Source organism: Bacillus salacetis (assembly GCF_003581585.1).
Classification (GTDB): domain Bacteria; phylum Bacillota; class Bacilli; order Bacillales; family Bacillaceae_B; genus Rossellomorea; species Rossellomorea salacetis.
The window spans coordinates 1-18600 of record NZ_QXIR01000053.1; the positions used below are offsets into that span (position 1 = coordinate 1).

21 protein-coding genes are annotated in these 18600 nt (G+C 38.7%); 20 read left to right on the forward strand and 1 reads right to left on the reverse strand.

Going from position 1 to position 18600, the window contains the following annotated elements; all coding sequences use genetic code 11:
- The first annotated feature begins 387 nt into the window (after positions 1 to 387).
- Positions 388 to 1287 (forward strand): arginase, encoded by a 900-nt coding sequence (gene rocF / locus D3H55_RS22755; protein WP_119549613.1) that lies wholly within the window; start codon positions 388 to 390, stop codon positions 1285 to 1287.
- 170 nt (positions 1288 to 1457) lie between these two features.
- Here the strand turns inward: rocF and D3H55_RS25325 are convergent, their stop codons facing one another.
- Complete coding sequence (locus tag D3H55_RS25325; protein WP_119549614.1) at positions 1458 to 1616, reverse strand: aspartyl-phosphate phosphatase Spo0E family protein; 159 nt, start codon at positions 1614 to 1616, stop codon at positions 1458 to 1460.
- Between the two features lie 166 nt (positions 1617 to 1782).
- Between D3H55_RS25325 and sigW the strand changes: the two genes are divergently transcribed.
- From sigW to D3H55_RS22840, 19 genes are all read left to right on the forward strand, one after another.
- Positions 1783 to 2346 carry an RNA polymerase sigma factor SigW gene (sigW, locus tag D3H55_RS22765; protein WP_119549615.1) on the forward strand — a complete coding sequence of 188 codons (564 nt, stop codon included), beginning with the start codon at positions 1783 to 1785 and terminating at the stop codon, positions 2344 to 2346.
- A gap of 8 nt (positions 2347 to 2354) precedes the next feature.
- The gene (locus D3H55_RS22770; RefSeq protein WP_119549616.1) at positions 2355 to 2999 is read left to right on the forward strand and encodes an anti-sigma factor family protein; all 645 of its coding nucleotides are present in this window, start codon (positions 2355 to 2357) and stop codon (positions 2997 to 2999) included.
- A 380-nt stretch (positions 3000 to 3379) separates the two neighbouring features.
- A complete protein-coding gene (cdaA, locus tag D3H55_RS22775; protein ID WP_119549617.1) occupies positions 3380 to 4216 on the forward strand; it encodes a diadenylate cyclase CdaA in 837 nt (278 codons plus the stop codon).
- Positions 4209 to 5444: a CdaR family protein gene (locus tag D3H55_RS22780; RefSeq protein ID WP_168413232.1), complete on the forward strand. Its 1236-nt coding sequence runs from the start codon at positions 4209 to 4211 to the stop codon at positions 5442 to 5444. The genes cdaA and D3H55_RS22780 overlap by 8 nt, the downstream gene beginning before the upstream one ends.
- 36 nt (positions 5445 to 5480) lie before the next feature.
- On the forward strand, positions 5481 to 6827 hold the full coding sequence (gene glmM, locus D3H55_RS22785; RefSeq protein ID WP_119549619.1) for a phosphoglucosamine mutase: 1347 nt from the start codon (positions 5481 to 5483) through the stop codon (positions 6825 to 6827).
- A 510-nt stretch (positions 6828 to 7337) separates the two neighbouring features.
- A complete protein-coding gene (glmS, locus tag D3H55_RS22790; protein WP_119549620.1) occupies positions 7338 to 9140 on the forward strand; it encodes a glutamine--fructose-6-phosphate transaminase (isomerizing) in 1803 nt (600 codons plus the stop codon).
- Complete coding sequence (locus tag D3H55_RS24670) at positions 9133 to 9303, forward strand: hypothetical protein (RefSeq protein WP_168413233.1); 171 nt, start codon at positions 9133 to 9135, stop codon at positions 9301 to 9303. Before glmS ends, D3H55_RS24670 begins: the two co-directional genes overlap by 8 nt.
- Before the next feature lie 972 nt (positions 9304 to 10275).
- Positions 10276 to 10407, forward strand: a complete 132-nt coding sequence (locus D3H55_RS25330) for a hypothetical protein (protein ID WP_276310262.1) — start codon at positions 10276 to 10278, stop codon at positions 10405 to 10407.
- Between the two features lie 315 nt (positions 10408 to 10722).
- Positions 10723 to 11163 (forward strand): hypothetical protein, encoded by a 441-nt coding sequence (locus D3H55_RS22795; protein WP_119549621.1) that lies wholly within the window; start codon positions 10723 to 10725, stop codon positions 11161 to 11163.
- Between the two features lie 237 nt (positions 11164 to 11400).
- The gene (locus D3H55_RS22800) at positions 11401 to 11616 is read left to right on the forward strand and encodes a hypothetical protein (RefSeq protein ID WP_119549622.1); all 216 of its coding nucleotides are present in this window, start codon (positions 11401 to 11403) and stop codon (positions 11614 to 11616) included.
- A 400-nt stretch (positions 11617 to 12016) separates the two neighbouring features.
- Positions 12017 to 12595, forward strand: coding sequence for a hypothetical protein (locus D3H55_RS22805; RefSeq protein ID WP_119549623.1), 579 nt, complete (start codon positions 12017 to 12019; stop codon positions 12593 to 12595).
- 50 nt (positions 12596 to 12645) lie between these two features.
- Complete coding sequence (locus D3H55_RS22810; RefSeq protein ID WP_119549624.1) at positions 12646 to 12897, forward strand: hypothetical protein; 252 nt, start codon at positions 12646 to 12648, stop codon at positions 12895 to 12897.
- Positions 12898 to 13140: 243 nt separating this feature from the next.
- Positions 13141 to 13473, forward strand: coding sequence for a hypothetical protein (locus tag D3H55_RS22815; RefSeq protein ID WP_119549625.1), 333 nt, complete (start codon positions 13141 to 13143; stop codon positions 13471 to 13473).
- 9 nt (positions 13474 to 13482) lie between these two features.
- Complete coding sequence (locus D3H55_RS25080) at positions 13483 to 14493, forward strand: HNH endonuclease (protein WP_119549626.1); 1011 nt, start codon at positions 13483 to 13485, stop codon at positions 14491 to 14493.
- Positions 14494 to 14660: 167 nt separating this feature from the next.
- Positions 14661 to 15476: a hypothetical protein gene (locus tag D3H55_RS22825; RefSeq protein ID WP_119549627.1), complete on the forward strand. Its 816-nt coding sequence runs from the start codon at positions 14661 to 14663 to the stop codon at positions 15474 to 15476.
- 4 nt (positions 15477 to 15480) lie between these two features.
- Entirely contained in the window at positions 15481 to 16191 is a 711-nt protein-coding gene (locus D3H55_RS22830; protein WP_119549628.1) for a hypothetical protein, read from the forward strand.
- 221 nt (positions 16192 to 16412) lie between these two features.
- Positions 16413 to 16571, forward strand: a complete 159-nt coding sequence (locus tag D3H55_RS24680) for a hypothetical protein (RefSeq protein WP_168413234.1) — start codon at positions 16413 to 16415, stop codon at positions 16569 to 16571.
- 4 nt (positions 16572 to 16575) lie between these two features.
- On the forward strand, positions 16576 to 16890 hold the full coding sequence (locus D3H55_RS22835) for a hypothetical protein (protein ID WP_119549629.1): 315 nt from the start codon (positions 16576 to 16578) through the stop codon (positions 16888 to 16890).
- Positions 16891 to 16905: 15 nt separating this feature from the next.
- Positions 16906 to 17349 (forward strand): hypothetical protein, encoded by a 444-nt coding sequence (locus tag D3H55_RS22840; protein ID WP_119549630.1) that lies wholly within the window; start codon positions 16906 to 16908, stop codon positions 17347 to 17349.
- The last annotated feature ends 1251 nt before the right edge of the window (positions 17350 to 18600 follow it).

Consider the following 18600-nt stretch of genomic DNA (forward strand, 5'->3'; position numbering starts at 1 on the left):
GTCCAGCTCCAGCGGGCAGCGCCTAGCGGATTTCGGTCTTCTTCCTTGCGATAAGTCATCATCGAATCGCTGGCGCTCTTCGTGATTCCTTTATCTCATTCAGAAGCCCTCCAATCCGTACTGTGCTTAACGCCCGCTTCTGCTTTTGAATAGTCCAGCTCCGGGAGCCTAGCGTCTAGCAAACTTCCCTCCTCCTCCTTCCGATAAGTCATCATCGAATCGCTGGCGCTCTTCGTGATTCCTTTATCTCATGCGGAGGCGGTCAAGTTTGTACGCCGCTGGACAGGCTCCCTCCGCTTTTGAATATATATACACCATCTTGTCCGGTTGAGTCATCTTGGTTTTGTTCGTTACAATGGAGGTAGTAATGGATGAGGAGGAACTGATATGAAGAAGAATATTTCAATTATTGGCGTGCCGATGGATTTGGGGCAGATGCGCCGTGGAGTAGATATGGGTCCCAGTGCGATCCGGTACGCAGGGGTGGCAGAGAGATTAGAGAGATTGGGCCATTCAATTAATGATCTGGGTAACATTGAGATTGCCCAGCCGGAGAGAGTACATACATCAGATTCAACATTGAGAAATTTGAAAGCGGTTGCTGAGGGGAACTTGAAACTTGCTGATAAAGTCGATGAGGTGATTGCAAGCAAAGACTTCCCGCTGGTTTTCGGAGGAGATCACAGCATTGCAATCGGAACGCTTGCCGGAGTGTCCAAACACTATGAGAACCTTGGGGTCATTTGGTATGACGCGCACGGAGACCTTAACACTAGTGACACATCACCATCAGGGAATATCCATGGGATGCCCCTAGCCGTATCCTTGGGTATTGGTGATGAAAGCCTGACAAGCATTGGCGGCTATTCACCCAAGGTGAAACCGGAGAACATCGTTATCATTGGAGCCCGCTCTTTGGATGAAGGTGAGAGGGAGTTAATCAAGGAACGCGGGATTAAGGTGTTCACAATGCATGAGGTGGATCGTATGGGCATGACGAAGGTGATGGAGGAAGCGGTTAACTACTTGAAAGATAGAACCGACGGTGTCCACTTGTCACTGGATCTGGATGGGTTAGACCCGAGTGATGCACCTGGTGTCGGGACACCGGTTCTGGGCGGGATCAGTTACCGTGAGAGCCATTTGGCTATGGAGATGCTGGCTGAGTCAAACCTTATCACTTCCGCGGAATTTGTGGAAGTCAATCCGATCCTGGACGACAAGAACAGGACAGCATCAGTTGCTGTTGCGCTGATGGGGTCCCTATTCGGCGAGAAGTTACTATAATAATAAAAGACTGTTTTCGAATATATTGTTGCTTTAGGAAAAAGCGCCTGTATTCAAGATCTTACTCTCGATAAAAGAAAGAACATCTCTTTTAACAGGATATTATTTGAAATTAATATTGAATGGCGAAAAGAGCCTAATAAAAAGCAGCCTCCTTTGGGAAGCTGCTTTTATTGTTTTTCGGCCTTATGCTGAAACGTATTTAACAGATTGTCAAGCTCGCAACTGATTTGCACGACCCGCTCGTTCGCAAATGATGATTGAAGTGCCAACTGTACCATACGGCTTCTATGTTCTTCTATTTGTTTGAGTAATTCAGCTCTCCCCACACTAATTACCTCGTTTCCGGTCTTATTTAGTTCTTTTATACCCTTAATTAAAAAAATCTAAACATTTTATTTCAAAAATTTGTTAGGATAGAATAGATAAAAATAATTGAAACCTTTTTGCTATACGTTCGTATATATGTATAGCCGCATAGAGCGGGGGTATAAAATGGATGCGCTAGTCAATAAAAGAATAAAGCAGGTGCTGAAAGGCGATCAAGACGCATTTGCTGAAGTAATCGAACTTTATAAAGATAAAGTGTTCCAGATTTGTTTCCGTATGCTTGGCAACCGCCATGAAGCCGAGGATATTTCACAGGAAGCTTTCATAAGGGCTTATGTAAATATTCATACATTCAATCAAAAGCGGAAGTTTTCAACATGGCTGTACAGGATTGCGACGAATCTGTGCATCGACCGAATCAGGAAGAAGAAACCGGATTACTATCTCGATGCTGAAGTTACAGGAACAGATGGTTTAACAATGTATTCTCAAATAGCCGCAGACGGGCAGCTGCCGGAAGAAGAAGTGGAAGAAATGGAACTTCAGGCAGAAATCCAACGGCAGATCTTGAAACTGCCGGATAAATACAGGTCAGTCATTGTCCTGAAGTATATTGATGAATTATCACTTCAGGAAATCAGTGAGATTCTTGACCTGCCCCTGGGTACGGTGAAAACGAGGATACATAGAGGGCGGGAAGCTCTCAGAAAACAATTAAGAAACATGTAGGAAAGGGTGTGAAGCCTTTGAAATCTTGTTGTTCTGCAGAATATGAAGAGTATATCCATGAATATTTAGATGGGGAAATTTCACAAGACCATGAAAGAAAATTGAAAGAACATCTTCAAAGGTGTGAGGACTGTCAGCAATTTTTCCATGAAATGAAAAAATCTATAGCACTTGTGCAAAGCACATCACATATACAGGCGCCTGCAGACTTCACGAGCAAGGTCATGGCCAGTCTGCCTAAGGAGAAGAAGAAGGTGGGTGCTCAGCGCTGGCTGAGGCATCATCCGTTATTGACAGCTGCTTCCCTGTTTTTTGTACTGATGATCGGAAGTCTTTTTTCCTCCTGGAACCAAAATGACGAGTTTTCCTTTACTAAGCAGCCTGATTTAATTGTACAAGACCACACGGTAATTGTTCCCAAGGGGAAAGTGATCGATGGGAACATCACTGTGAAAAACGGTGATGTAAAGGTTGAAGGGCAGGTCAATGGGGATATAACCGTCATCAATGGCAGCCAGTACATGGCGTCGGCAGGAAGTGTCACCGGAGAAATTAAAGAAATCGATGCGGCATTTGAATGGTTATGGTATCAAATTAAAAAAGGATTCAAAGAAACGCTGGACTGGTTTGAGGAACAACCTGAGGGTATATAAGGAAAAAGAGGACTTGTTCAAGGGGTATCCCCTTGGGCGGTCCTTTTTTATAAGCATTGCCAGTGGATGGCTGCATCCGCTGAAAAAGCCCAACAACCTGAACCCTTTTTCCTGCTTGCCATGCTTGTTGAATGTTGAAACTCATGGTATAAATCGAATAGCAGCAATCAGCATGAGAGCAAGAGCCTATAAGGTGAGTATGAAAATTAATGATTTTAGGAAAAAATGATTATTGGATGGTAAGCCATTGTTTCTTTATACTTGTATGGTCTCTTATTATTCAGTGTGTATATGTTCTTTGTGATATAATAATAAAGTTACTAATTACATAGCCATTTTCACGGCTATCCCTTTAGATCACTTCTATTGGAGGATACTCTATGCCGTTTTTTGATGTTTACTCAAACTATTCCGTACTGGATTATGCCTCGGACATCGTTGACATACTCCTTGTATGGTTTGTCATCTACAAATTAATAATGCTAATCAAAGGGACAAAAGCCGTTCAGCTGTTGAAAGGTATTTTTGTCATCATAATCGTACGGGTGCTGAGCGGCCTGCTTGGACTGGATACTCTGAGATCTTTGGTTGACCAGGCCATCGACTGGGGGATCCTGGCCATCATCATCATTTTCCAGCCGGAACTCCGGAGAGCACTTGAACAGCTGGGAAGGGGAAGGCTGTTCTCAAGGAGCGGAAACCAGGAGGAAGAAGAGCAGGCCAATATGATCGAAGCGATTGGCAAAGCTGTCAGTTATATGGCCAAGAGGAGAATAGGTGCACTTCTCTCCATCGAAAGGGAAACAGGGTTGAGCGAATACATAGAAACAGGTATTCCGATTCAGTCCAGGATTTCTTCGGAATTGCTGATCAATATCTTCATTCCCAACACTCCGCTTCATGATGGTGCTGTCATCCTGCAAAAGAGAAGGATTGCAGCGGCTGCGTGTTATTTGCCGTTGTCAGAAAGCCCGTTCATCTCAAAGGAACTTGGGACGAGGCACAGGGCAGCATTGGGAATCAGTGAAGTCACTGATAGTATTACAGTCGTTGTTTCAGAAGAAACCGGAAATATTTCGGTCACTTTGAACGGTGATTTGAAGCGGAATGTATCTGTGGAAGACTTGAAATTGATCCTCGGGCATGAGCTGATAGGTGAAAAAGCAAATGCTTCCTCTACAAAATGGAGCTGGAGGGGGAAGAAAGACAATGGATAAATTCTTCGAGAGCCGCTGGTTTATGCGTATTGTAGGATTGCTTTTGGCCTTTGTTCTCTATGCTTCTGTCAACTTTGACGAGCTGGCTGTGCAGAGAAGCGAAAGCAGCAATCCGCAGTCGAACACGGAAACCATCCAAAATGTTCCTGTCGAAGTTTTTTACGACAGTGAGAACTTGTTTGTAAGCGGGGTTCCCGAAACTGTGAATCTAGAGGTGGAAGGGCCCAAGAACCTTGTGACATCCGCAAAGACTTTAAGGGATTTTCATGTCTATGCGGATTTGAATGACCTGGGTATAGGCGATCATCAGGTCGAACTGAAAATTGAAGGCATTTCCGATAAGCTCAAGGTGAAGCTTAATCCTTCTTTTGCCAATGTCTCCATTCAGGAAAAAATCACTGAAGAATTCACAGTGGAACCTGAATTCAACGAAGCTTTCCTGGCTGAAGGGTTTGAAACGGAAAGTGTGACAGTCGAACCAAAGCAAGTTGAAATTACCGGGGCCAAGGATGTCATAGAGCAAATCGCTTATGTCGTTGCCACTCCGGCAGTGGACAGCGGCATTAATGAAACCCTTACAAGGGAAGCCAGGGTCCAGGTGCTTGATAGAGATTATAATAAATTGGATGTTGCGATAGATCCAGAGACAGTTGATGTGACGATTGAGGTTATCAATCCAAGTAAAGAAGTCACAGTCGCAGTCAACCAAAAAGGAGAACTTCCTGACGGTCTGGAATTGGAAGCGATAACCGTTCAACCCAAGAAAGTAACCGTTTTTGGAAGGGATACCCTGCTGCAATCCATAAATGAGTTGACTGCGGAAGTGGACCTAAGCGACGTGAAGAAAGATACTACGATTAAGGTGCCGCTTACACTTCCGGAAGGGGTAAATCAGACGACGCCTGAGGAAGTGGAAGTCAAGATAGATTTGAAAGAAGCAGAAAAGAAGACAGTCATGGGGAATACCATAACGCTTGAAGGTGCAGAGGAGGACATGGAGTACGAGTTCATTGAGCCCGAATCCGGTACAGTCGATATAACCGTTTCGGGTTTTAAGGATCAGCTCGACACCGTGGACTCTGAATCATTCTCGCTGTTTGCAAATGTAACAGGACTGGCCCCCGGTGAGCATGAAATCGAAGTTAAAGCCGAGGGACCTGAAGACATCGAATGGGAATTGACGAACAATAAAGTTACAATCCAAATACAAGAGAAAATACCGGCTTAATTATATATCTTTAAGCCCACTTAAGGAGCGATATCAATGGGAAAGTATTTCGGGACAGATGGTGTAAGAGGAATTGCTAATACAGAGCTGACTCCAGAGTTGGCTTTTAAACTGGGAAGGTTTGGCGGATATGTACTGACCAAGGATGCCGACAGGCCAAAAATCCTGATTGGGCGCGACACAAGGATTTCCGGCCATATGCTGGAAGGCGCTTTGGTAGCCGGATTGCTTTCCATCGGCGCGGAAGTTATGCGCCTTGGAGTCATTTCAACCCCTGGTGTGGCCTACTTGACGAAAGCCCTTGACGCACAGGCAGGGGTCATGATCTCTGCATCGCATAATCCTGTGGGAGATAACGGAATCAAGTTCTTCGGTTCTGATGGCTTCAAACTTTCAGACGACCAAGAGAAAGAAATCGAAGACCTTCTGGATCAGGAGGAAGACAGCCTGCCGCGTCCGATCGGCGCTGATCTGGGACAAGTCAGCGATTACTTTGAAGGCGGTCAAAAGTATCTTCAGTATTTAAAGCAGTCAGTGGATGAAGAATTCGAAGGGCTTACGATTGCCCTCGACTGTGCTCATGGTGCAACATCCTCATTGGCACCCCATCTGTTTGCAGACCTGGATGCAGACCTTGTCACAATGGGAGCTTCTCCTAATGGACTGAATATCAATGATGGAGTTGGGTCCACTCATCCTGAAGCACTGGCACAGCTGATGAAAGAAAAAGGAGCGGATGTCGGCCTTGCCTTTGACGGTGATGGAGACCGCCTGATCGCGATTGATGAAAACGGAGATATCGTAGATGGTGACCAAATCATGTTCATCTGTGCCAAGCACTTGAAATCCGAGGGCCGCTTGAAGCAGTCAACAGTTGTTTCAACTGTCATGAGCAACCTCGGCTTCCACAAAGGGATGGAGTCCAGCGACATCAAGAGTATCCAAACAGCTGTTGGCGACCGTTATGTAGTGGAAGAAATGAAAAAGAACAATTACTCCCTCGGCGGGGAGCAGTCAGGGCATATCATCTTCCTCGACTACAACACGACAGGTGACGGCCTGTTAACAGGGATCCAGTTAGTCAATATTATGAAATTGACTGGAAAACCATTATCTGAACTGGCAGGCGAAATGCAGAAATTCCCGCAGAAGCTGGTCAATGTCAGAGTGACAGATAAGTATCATGTAACTGATAACGCCAAAGTCAAAGAAGTGATCGAGAAGGTCGAAGAGGAAATGAACGGAAACGGAAGAATCCTTGTACGTCCGTCCGGTACGGAACCTCTTGTGAGGGTAATGGCAGAAGCACCTACAGAAGAGCTGTGTGATCAATATGTCGATGAAATTGCCCAGGTTGTTCAGGAAGAGATGGGTCTGAAATAAGATAAAGAATTGGGTATGCATAAGAGGGACCTTTTGGACTTCTTATGCATATTTTCTTACTATACCTCTTTTTTTGCTGCTCATTATGTTTAATCAATCTTGTGTCGGGAAAATGAAGTAAGCATTTGACAAAGAGGCCTTTCTTTTTTTTGTGCAGAAATTTTTGTTGACGGATTCATTCAAGATATTGTATGATTATCCTGTTTTTGATTCTCAAATGGGTAATCTAGAACTATTCATGTACTTAGGAGGATAGATGTTAGTAAAATAATTAAAAAGCGCCAGGACTAGACCGCGAACGAAGGATGGTTTAGTTGACGAGGTGGAGGTTCATCGATGATTCGGCGGATGCCTCCCGGCTTGAAGCAGAGCCGTCAATTTCTTTCTCAAATCACCGAGGCAACTCAGTGGACAAAAGAAAGGAAATGCAAAAATTTATAATCAGAGATAAGGGGGCAAGAGGCCCCCGTGCTTCCTGCCCTCTTGTCAAACAGGGAGGAACTAGAAACTATGTGTGGTATCGTAGGATATATTGGAAATAATGATGCGAAAGAAATTTTATTAAAAGGGCTTGAAAAGCTGGAATACCGCGGATATGATTCTGCAGGAATCGCCGTGAAAAATGCTGATGGGGTCCATGTCTTCAAAGAAAAAGGACGCATTGCGGATCTTCGGGATAATGTGGATGAAACTGTCCTATCCAATACAGGTATCGGCCATACGCGCTGGGCGACTCATGGTCCTCCAAGCAAGGTCAATGCTCATCCACATCAGTCAACGAGTGAGCGTTTCACACTTGTCCATAACGGAGTAATCGAAAACTATTCCGCTTTAAAACGTGAGTATCTTGAAGGATATACTTTAAAAAGCGATACAGATACAGAAATCATCGTTCTATTGATTGAAAAATTAGTGAACGAAGGAAACACTGTAGAAGAAGCGTTCCGTTCAACGCTTAAGCTTCTTAAAGGATCATATGCAATTGCGCTTCTTGATAATCAAAATGACGAAACAATCTTCGTTGCGAAGAACAAAAGCCCGCTGCTTGTTGGCCTTGGAGACGACTTCAATGTTGTAGCAAGTGATGCAATGGCAATGCTTCAGGTGACTGATCAGTATGTTGAATTGATGGATAAAGAAACAGTTATCGTCACAAAAGAAAAAGTGACAATCCATGACCTGGAAGGCAATGAAGTTTCTCGTGAGCCTTACACTGCTGAACTGGATGCAAGCGATATTGAAAAGGGAACATATCCGCACTACATGCTTAAAGAAATTGACGAGCAGCCGGCGGTTATGCGTAAGATCATCAGTGCTTACCGCAACGATGATCAGGAATTGGAAATCAACCAGGATATCCTTTCTGCAATGAATGATTCCGACCGCATCTATATCGTTGCAGCTGGAACAAGCTACCATGCTGGATTGGTTGGCAAACAGTTCATTGAAAATATCGCTGGGATTCCAGTTGAAGTGCATGTAGCAAGTGAATTCAGCTACAACATGCCTTTGCTTTCTGAAAAACCTTTATTCGTCTTCATCTCTCAAAGTGGAGAAACTGCGGACAGCCGTGCGGTTCTTGTGCAAATCAAGGAGCTTGGGCACAAGTCACTTACAATCACAAACGTGCCTGGTTCAACTCTTTCCCGTGAAGCGGATTATACATTGCTGCTTCATGCAGGCCCTGAGATTGCGGTTGCTTCCACAAAAGCATATACTGCCCAAATTGCGGTCCTTTCCATCCTTGCCGATGTAACAGCAAGATCAAAAGGAATCAAGCCGAAGTTTGACTTGATCCATGAACTTGGAATTGTTGGAACAGCTATGGAAGCCCTTTGCGAACAGAAAGAAGAATTCGAAGCGATTGCCCGTGACTACCTGGCTACAACCCGCAACGCATTCTTCATCGGCCGCCACCTTGACTACTATGTTGGTCTGGAAGGAGCTCTTAAGCTGAAAGAGATTTCCTACATCCAGGCAGAAGGTTTTGCCGGCGGAGAATTGAAGCACGGAACCATCGCCCTGATCGAAGAAGGCACACCGGTTATCGCTCTTGCAACACAGGAAGCCGTTAACCTGGGTATCCGCGGTAATGTGAAAGAAGTAGCAGCCCGTGGAGCAAACCCATGCATCATTTCGATGAAGGGACTCCAAGAGGAAGACGACCGTTTCGTCATTCCTGAAGTGAATGAAATTTTAACACCTCTTATCTCTGTAATACCATTGCAGCTGATTTCTTACTATGCTGCACTTCACCGTGACTGTGACGTGGATAAGCCGCGTAACCTTGCGAAGTCAGTTACTGTTGAATAATATAGAAAGGGAAGTTTCCGTCGTCGTGTCTCCCCGCAATGTTACGCTTCCCTATGGAATTAAAACCTTCCATAATGGAATAGTAACCTTCCCTAACGGGAAGAGGGAGCATGGCGATATGTATGTAGACCACTATTATTCTACTGTAAAATTAATCAAGTGAAAGACCGAAGGAACGTTGATTTCGATCAGCAGACCTTCGGTCTTTTTTGCATAGAAAGAGAGCAGGGATGAAAAGAGCGAGGAAGAGCGTGAGGAAATAGGGGATAATCTGTGAATAAAGAAGATGAAGCGGGAAGAAAGCGTGAGAAAAAGAGCGAAATACCAACAGGATATACACAGAGTAGGGAAAAGGGGAAGGAAAAAGAAAGACCATCGGTCTAAAATGGGGATAATCTGTGAGTGAAGCAGGAATAAGTTTTATGATAATCCCTTAATCCTTATTTCTACTCTTTACTTAGCCCTTACATCTACTCTCTATTATGGAAGGTTTTAATTCCAATTTACGTTTGCGAATCCCTTAATTATTGGTGGGTAATTAGAAAAAAAAGGCGTGATTTTAGGGAAGGTTACTATTACAGATGAAAAGTGGGAAAAAGAAGTGGGAAAAGGCGTGAGACTTAGATGGAGAAGGGATTGAGGGGGATTAGAGATGGAATGGAACGATGGAAGAGTAATATTACGGCTATATATAGTAGAGCAAAGGTAGATGGAAAAAAGAGATAAAGCATGAATTTATGAGCTTTGTATATGTAAAAGGGCATATATGTAGTTATCAGAAGGAGAGTCGGAAATGTACCGTTGGTAAGTCATATCGGTTCCTTTTTTTCATCAAATAAAGACCTTAGATCTTATTTAACTAAAAGAGGGGAGAAAGCGAGATTTATCAATGATTTAAGTTGGAAATGATGAATAGAAATTTTTTCTCCAACTTATCCACATATTCTTTTTTAAAAAAGGAACTGTGCAGATGTCCCATTATAATTATGTTCAACATAAACAGAGCCCTTCATGAACTTGTACTTTAATACCAATTTGGGCTACAGTAGATAAAAGGGTGAATAATGTTAATTATCTTATGGTAACGAGACAATTGTTTAAAAAATTTACTGATAGAGAATGGGGGGAAGAGTCGATGAAGGATATAAAACGCCCTAAAAAAATTGTTCCTAAAAAGGTTACTCGTTTTACAGGAGAAACAAAAATGATTAAACGAAATAGGGAAGCGTTGAGAATTATTCGAGCGATTAAAGGTTCACTTGGATGATGTCAAGATGTTTTCTTCTAATATAATTCAAAGTATTAGCAGAGAGTTTGGAGTGACAGTTGGAATATTGAGAGAATGTTTAGGCTCATAAGAAGATCGGGAACGTATCAACCGTACGTCATCTCGATTCTTATTATTATGGAAAAAGGGGGTAAAGCAGGGGTACGACATCTAAGCTATTGCCTTGATCTTATTTCCATTGTATTATAATTACACAAGCGATAGATGAACTTCCTCAAAAGATGTGCTTACCTTCTTCCACGCACTCCCATCTGACGCTTACCACAAACTTAAACCCCAAGGAGACCTCTATTTATGAACAATTCAATATTAGAAAAAGCATCTCAACAACCAGATTTCACTCTTTATCCCAAGTTATTTTCAGCAGTTAAGAACGTTGAAAACGCAGTAAGACTCTTATCGCATGACAACATGATTTTACTACAATCAGCCAACTACTTCTCCACAGTGCCTTCAATTCTTTCAATTCGCCCTTTAAAGATCTTATTAGAAAATTCTACACTTAAATCCAATTTTGATTTCTATTTGACTATAAGTAATCATCTTGATCAATATGAAAGATGTATGGAGTTATTATGGAAGGAGAAGGATCTGCGAGAACTAATCGAGGAGATTTATTTCTTAATTCACCAAGCGTATATGGAACTTGATAAGGCAGATATTCAAACACTTACGAATAAAATAACATCGGAAAATGAAGTGTTTGAAGATTACCTACGGTCACAAATTGGCTGAATAATATAAGAATCGATTAGCGTACAGATGGTACGCCATTCGGTTCTTTTTTAATTTTTGGGGTAAGATAGCCGAATCTTAAAATAATCTTATTCGTTGCAAGATTATACATAAGTAATTCTTTTTTGTTTGTTTCATAACTATATTAGTAAATTTTGTAAAAGATATTTAGAACGAGCGTTCTTAGTTTGGTATAATTGAATCAAATTCATATGTTCCCATTAGAGGAGGATTCTAATGAAACAATTATACTGTATAGCTTATGCTTTATTTAATTGTCCATGTTGTAGGAAAGGTATAGTCGGATATTACTATTTAGATAAAAAAAAGCAGTTCCATCATTGGGGTCAATGTGATAACTGGACCTGCGAAAAACAATACGAATTGAAATTAGTTGAGGAAGCTCCTGATGATCCATTTGAGCTTATCGTAGTTAATGAACCAGGAGCATAAAAATCTAAGTTGGCGACCAATGTCGTGTGACGTTGAATATAAAGTATCAGAGGCAAATAAACAATTACTAAAACATTTAGGAAAAACGAAACCAAGAACCCTATGGAAAAAAGGTCTGTGCATTTTAGTAGATAATAATGATAAGTAACTTCGTTGTGTGAAGTAGTTTACTTAGTTATCAAAAGGTAGAACCGAAATACTTGATGATTAGGAGAAAGTATATGAATCCCAAAATCGAAAAACACAAATTACATAAACGCTTAAAGAAGCTCTTTACAGCACCTAATGTTGGGTGAAAAAAGTGCTTCTTTTTTTGTGGTAATTTATTTTTTACCAAACGCTGAAAAGATGATAGTTCTATTAATTAAAAAATCAGAAATCAAAATAGGGAGATGTCAAAGTGAAATCCAAAGGAAATCCAAAGGGGACAAATAAACCAGATTTTTGGAAAAATGTTAGAAATAGTGCAACTGTTGCAGAAGAATTAAAAGAGAGAGTTTATAATGAGTATTACTCCAGAGATAGCCTTTATGTTTACTGCGATAGCTCGATGAATGTAGATAAAAGGCTTATGGCGGTGGCTTGTACATATGTAAGTAATGCTAATATTATTGTGAAACGACAGTTAGTATATCCAAGTCATCATGTAGCAGATAAAAGCATATATGGTGAACTGAAATCAATCATTTTTGCTTTAACACATTTTCAGAAATATATGGATTATAATTGTAAGAAAGTTCAAGTGTATTCGGATGTTAATCATATTGATAAAATCCTCAATGATGAAATAAAGTTTAGAAAACATCCCTTATTAAAAGAGCTAAAAGATGAGTTGAATAATCTCTATCAAAGTAAGAATGTAGAACATCGAGGGATAGAAATAAATATTTCGTATCTAAATAAAGAACGCCGAATCTACAATCCATTTGCGAAGTGCAGTCATAATAAGGCTAAAAATTTGTTACTGTCTTCTAAATAGGAATTAAAATTATTTTAAATTTCAAAATAATATAAAGGGAGCTGTTAGAGATGTTACTATATCATCCATTACGCAAAACATATGATGATCTTGCCTTTGTTTTTCAATATCGTTTTGATGGGGAGCATGGTACGTTGATAGAAACAGACAGAGAGCTATTTGCAGGACAAATCGTAATATTAAAAGATATAAGTGAATATGCGATTATTGTTGACAAAGTATGGGAGGAAAATGGGGAGAAATACTTTTCACATAAATCCGCAGAAAATGTTATTGTTCGAGCAAGAGTACCAAAGAAGTAACACCATACAGTGTGATATTGATAGGTGTGAAGACAGTTTGTAAAGTCGGAAAATCAAACTGGATATATATTTAAACGCTTCATCCTTCATAAAAGTTGGCAGAATTGTAACCGTATTTAGTTAGTAGTTATTGTTGATGACTATAAATCATAATTGTTTAACCACTAATGATAGCCACTGAATTTGCTAAAACCAGACTGTAAAATCCTGTGTTATTATTTCTTTAGAATGGGAGGGGAACAAATGGCTACTAAAATTGTATTAAGACATGAAGAGGAGTTCAGATCTTATTTAATGAATAAGTCAAATAACCAGAGGGTCATCGCTGATTGTATTTCAAGATGTCGAAGAGTACAAAAACATGAAGGAGATCTTGCAGAACATTTTTGGGATGACAGGGGTAGCTCGCTTATGAAAAGGTTGAGTTATAGCATGGAGGAAGCGAATAAAGGTATAAGTCCTAAACATTCTATTGAAATAAAGGGAAGCAATGGTTTTAAGTCGATGTATGAAGGTACTCACTCTTTACATAATGCTGTAAAACAGTATTTAGATTTTATGAAAAGTAATAGATAGGAGAATAAAATGGCTAAGCATGGAGATGGATTAGGATACGAAATTGTTAAAGGTGTCTTAAATGGTGACATAATCGAACCAATTACATATGAGAAGGTAAAGGCATATTGTAAGAATAATGGGATTGATGCAAGTCAAAATCACATGAGGGTAATTCTATCAAATGCGAGCGAAAATACACATAGTCCAACCTATAAAAGATATTTTGAACGTGTAGGTGGAGGAGAATACGTAATACTCCAAGAGTTTAGACCTAAGAAGAGTTATTACTGGCTCAACGTTGACTCAACTAAGTATGATTGGTCTTTTTCAGACTTGAAGGTTGGTAGAAGCCAAGAATATTCCAATCTGAATCCTAATGGCAATAAGCGAAAGAATGAGAATTGCTTTAAGAGTATAAAGGTAGATGATTTGGTAGTTGCATATGAAACAGGAGATGTAAAAGCTATTACGGCGATTTGTAAAGTCATTGATAAATATGAGGACAATGCAGAATTAATTATTGAATTCGAGAAGATAAAGGACTTTGAGGTCTATTTAACTATCAATTCTATGAAAGGATCCAAAGATTTGGAAGAATGTAATCCAGTAAACTTTCATAGGGGGACACTGTTTGAGTTAGAGGAAGAGCATTATCATATTATAACTAATATGCTTAATGAGTTAAACACAACAGATGATATTTATGGAGATTTATATAAGAAAGTACAAGAGTCTAAGAAGGATAGTGAAATAGAAAGAAGAAAGCGATTAGAGAATCACTTAAACCCCGTTCCAGAGAGTTTTGAAGTGAAGACCAGAGCGTTCAAACGAAATCCAGATGTTATTGCAGAAGTGCTAATTAGGGCAAATGGAGTGTGTGAAAAATGTAATAAAGAAGCTCCTTTCTTTCGAGCATCCGATGGAACTCCTTATCTGGAAGTACATCATATAAAGAGGCTTGCTGACGGGGGAGAGGACACAGTTGAAAATGCTATAGCAGTTTGTCCAAATTGCCATCGTGAGCTTCACTTTGGCTAATACCTAAGAATGAGAAATAGACAAGGTTTGTAAAATATGGTAAGTTAAACTTATCAGAATATCCATAATGGTTCACCGAAGGAAACACTACTTTAATTAGCTATTTGCGGGCTTAGGGTAGTGTTTTCTTTGTTTTATAATCCGTTATTGGGAAAGAGGTGGTAAGGATGAAGAGGCTTTCCATCATTAGACCATATATAAATGTCCTTTATTGGATAGTGTTGATAATAGTTGCGGTTGTAAGTGCATTAATTATTTATAACATATATTCGGTTTTGATTGAAAATTGGTTTGTTACAATTACCAGTATTATTACATTAATAGGGTCAATAGTAACGCTGAAAGATCTATCCAAGAGGTTTCAAAGGTTTTTATATAAATCAAAAGTAATACTTAGAAACAGACAAATTGCGTGGTCCTTAGATGGGAGATATAAAGGTACGTCAATTAATTTATCTACCTTTAGCAATATAAAAGAATTCATAAAGGATATTGGCGAGAACAACACAATAATATCAGAAAATGCTAATGACATCTCTCTAAATATTGATGGTGTGATAATTCAATGTTCTTATAGAGAAGAATTCAATGAGGATATTTATTCAGAAACATCTAATGTTGGTGAAATTACAATTTATATACCAGAGTATCATGCACCATATGTAGAGGCTAACGTTTTATTAGAACAGAGGATTATTCCCATTCTTAATGAGTTAAAACAAAAAGTTGGAGAGTGTAGTGAAGCTTTTACCTTCGATGTTTTCTTTAAAGAGCAACATCCATATTTGGGACTTTATCTTAAAGGATTTGGTAAGAATAGAGATCTTACATTTAATTGTAGCTTTGTGGAAGCTCCAATTACTAAAGGTATAACAGATGAAAGTACAATTATTGTTTCTAAGAAGAAATTATCTGTGAATACTAAGACTCTTTATAACTTGGATCGGCTAATTCATAAGCATTTGTTTCTTTCAGGGGGTTAAATTATTGAGTAAAACATATTACTTTGTGGAGATGGATCAAATAGACATACCAATTGAAGGATTTTCAACTTCTCAACAGATGACATTGGAGGGGACAAAAAAAGATGCTGATCCAATCAGTACATTAAATATAATAAATAAAGATTACTATAGGGGATGGATGCACCTCCAGGCTTTACATGAAACGATTGATAAAACGCCGAGAAGAATGGCAGGAGATCCTGAATATCTACATCATAGTATAGTAGGTGGAGATAGACCGTTTGATTGTTACTATAATGAAAAAGACAAAATGATAATTATGAATACCTCAAAGATGAATGTTATTGGTCTACAACGAAGGCTGATTCAAAACTTTCCAGAGCTATTTAAACCCCACCAAAGAGAATTGGACTTTAAACATCTTTTACAACAATTAAGGCATACGCAAATAGTAAGTTCTTGGTTTAATAATATTCAAGGGAAAGTGAATGCTGTAGGTTTATTTGGACAAAGGGTTAATTTAGATGAAATTTTTAACCACTATAACCAAATAGGAAATCTATCTGCAATTACAGTGGAATGGGTATTAAAAAATGAAGAACAGCCTATGAATGTTATGTTCACAAAGAATTTTGGAGTGGTATTGTACTCAAATTGGGCGGTTGATAAGGATTTAGATTTTTTATTTGAATTGAAAAATTTACTATTCAAAAAGGAAATAATAAATTCCTAACAAATCATGGTGTTAAATCGAGGCTATTATAAGTAGTTAGTAAAATGCATTCAATTTGGTGGACCTTGAAAAAGGTCCTTTTCTTTTTATTTTAGTTAAAAATAGACGGAATGCTTTACTACGTTATGTTACATAAAGTATAATTTATGTATTAATAATGTCACATAATAGAGGTGAGCATTCTGAAGGAATATACAACAGTAAGAATAGACAAGGATAGTATGAAAAAGTTAGAGGAAATTGCAGAGAATTTACAGTCATCTTTGAATATCAACATATCAAAAGCATCAGCCTTAAAATACATAATTAACGAAGAATATGAAAGGTCCATCATAGAGCCACATAAACTCTTTAATAAAATGAAAGAGAAGGAGGAGTAATCACATGGAAACGGCCGATTTGCGAATTGAAATAGAGTTGGGAGATATAGGTGGAGGCATAGCAGATTCCCCAAAGGGACTACCTTCTAACTTCGAAGAAATTGAAGTTGAAGAAGTAATTTGGGATGAAGATGAACTAATAGAAATGAATTCGATTGTTACAATAACAGGTTATTTGAATGAAAAGATTGAGGTCGTAATAAAGTGGAACGAACAATTTTATGAAAAATATAAGGCTAATGAGAAGGTAAAGCAATTAATAGAAGAGGGAGAAAAGATTATAGTCGAGAGCTTAGTTTCGATGGCTAATATGGATTAAGAGGAGGAAAAGTAGATGGAGAAAAGTTGGTTTGAATTAAATGATGTAGATCGTAAAGGAAATGATATAAAAATCAAATGTGAGGGAATAGACGATAAGGAATTGGCTCATTTTGGCGGGCTGGACTTGCATGTAAAGGCTGTAAAAACATTAATAAGCAATGCAAATGGAACCTCTTTCCCTGAAAAAGAAGGAGATTATTCAATTGGTGATAAAGTCGTTGCTCTTTACCTAAATGAAATCGGAGAACTGATTAGAAACCTATCATCAGAACGTGACTATCTTGATGGCTATACAAACATGGAGTTAGTAGAAAATTTCATGGAGCATTGGAAAGAGAATCAAGAGGTATTAAGTGTCGTACAACGAGATGATGCCTTAATAAAACAAGATAATGAGAGAGTGAGAGAAGAAGAGGATGCTATTTGGGATGATATAATGTCAGGCCTGAAAAAATAGTGATTCTTTATCAAATATGGTAACTGCGGAGGAGTGTGAGTATGGATCAGCAACTTTGGAAGTCTATTAACGGTATTTTAAAGCGATTACTTGCACTTACCGTTGGATTGCTGATTGGTGCATCAATTCATTATTTATTATAGAAATAATGAAGAAGAATTAAAGAAGCAATAGACAATTATTATTAAAACTATAATGAAGTATTAATGAGAAATTTTATTTCTATGTATAAAGCTTAAAGAATGTTTGAGGGGAACTTAGTTAGTAATTGATTATCTAAGTCATTTAATTAACGCATGTTCCAATACCCTTATTCCTCGGAAATTTGATTTTCTATCCTGTTTAATTCCAATCTCTATTAAGCAATTTACAGGATAAAAGAAGAGGATATGATCCCATCCCTTTTTAAACAGAACGTATGTTTGACTGTGATCTCTATTTATATTATTATTGTTAGAAAGAGAAACTAAAATGCAGGTGGTAAAAGTGGGTTTTCAACAAAATACAGTTAAAAGAATTGTAGATTATATAAAAGGAAGGCAGTAGCGGTCACACTCGTTATTGCCTTCTTTTTTGTTTGTAAATTATTTTTTACCAAATGCTTAAAAAAGGAGAGGTTGAATATGAAAGATATGCCACAGAAAGTATATCCAGTTTACGATTTAGATATGAGGAGATGGTAGAAGCTTTTTGTAAATCAGGATTTTATTGATATGCTTTCGAGTGTTATAAACAATGATGAAGTGGATGATCATACCATTAGAAAAATAAAGAAAATATTTGAACAAAAAATGGTTGAGGGAGAAATATCTGAAGAGCGTTTACATAATTACAGTCCGTATAAATGATGAAAGCGAGAGATTAAAATGAGTATTTCAGTAGGAGGAATCATAATTTCATATCACCAAAAAGCACTTTGTCCAAAATAGAGACGAAGTGCTTTTTTTGATTCTGTTTAAAAACAATCTCTATTAAATTCGAAGGGAGTATGGTCAATTGTTCAGCTTAATGGATTTAATAAAGTATTATGCATGGAGTTTCAGTAGTCACAATGTTTTCTTGAATTGTAGAAGAAAGTTTGTATTCACTTATGTTATCGCAAAATTAGCCAGAAACAATAAAGATAAATTTGTTCAGAAGGTTTATCGATTAAGTACATTGACAAATATCCATATGTATTTTGGAAGTGTACTCCATGAAGAGATTTATAGTGCTATTAAGGATTACTACAGCTATGCGGTTATTCCAGAT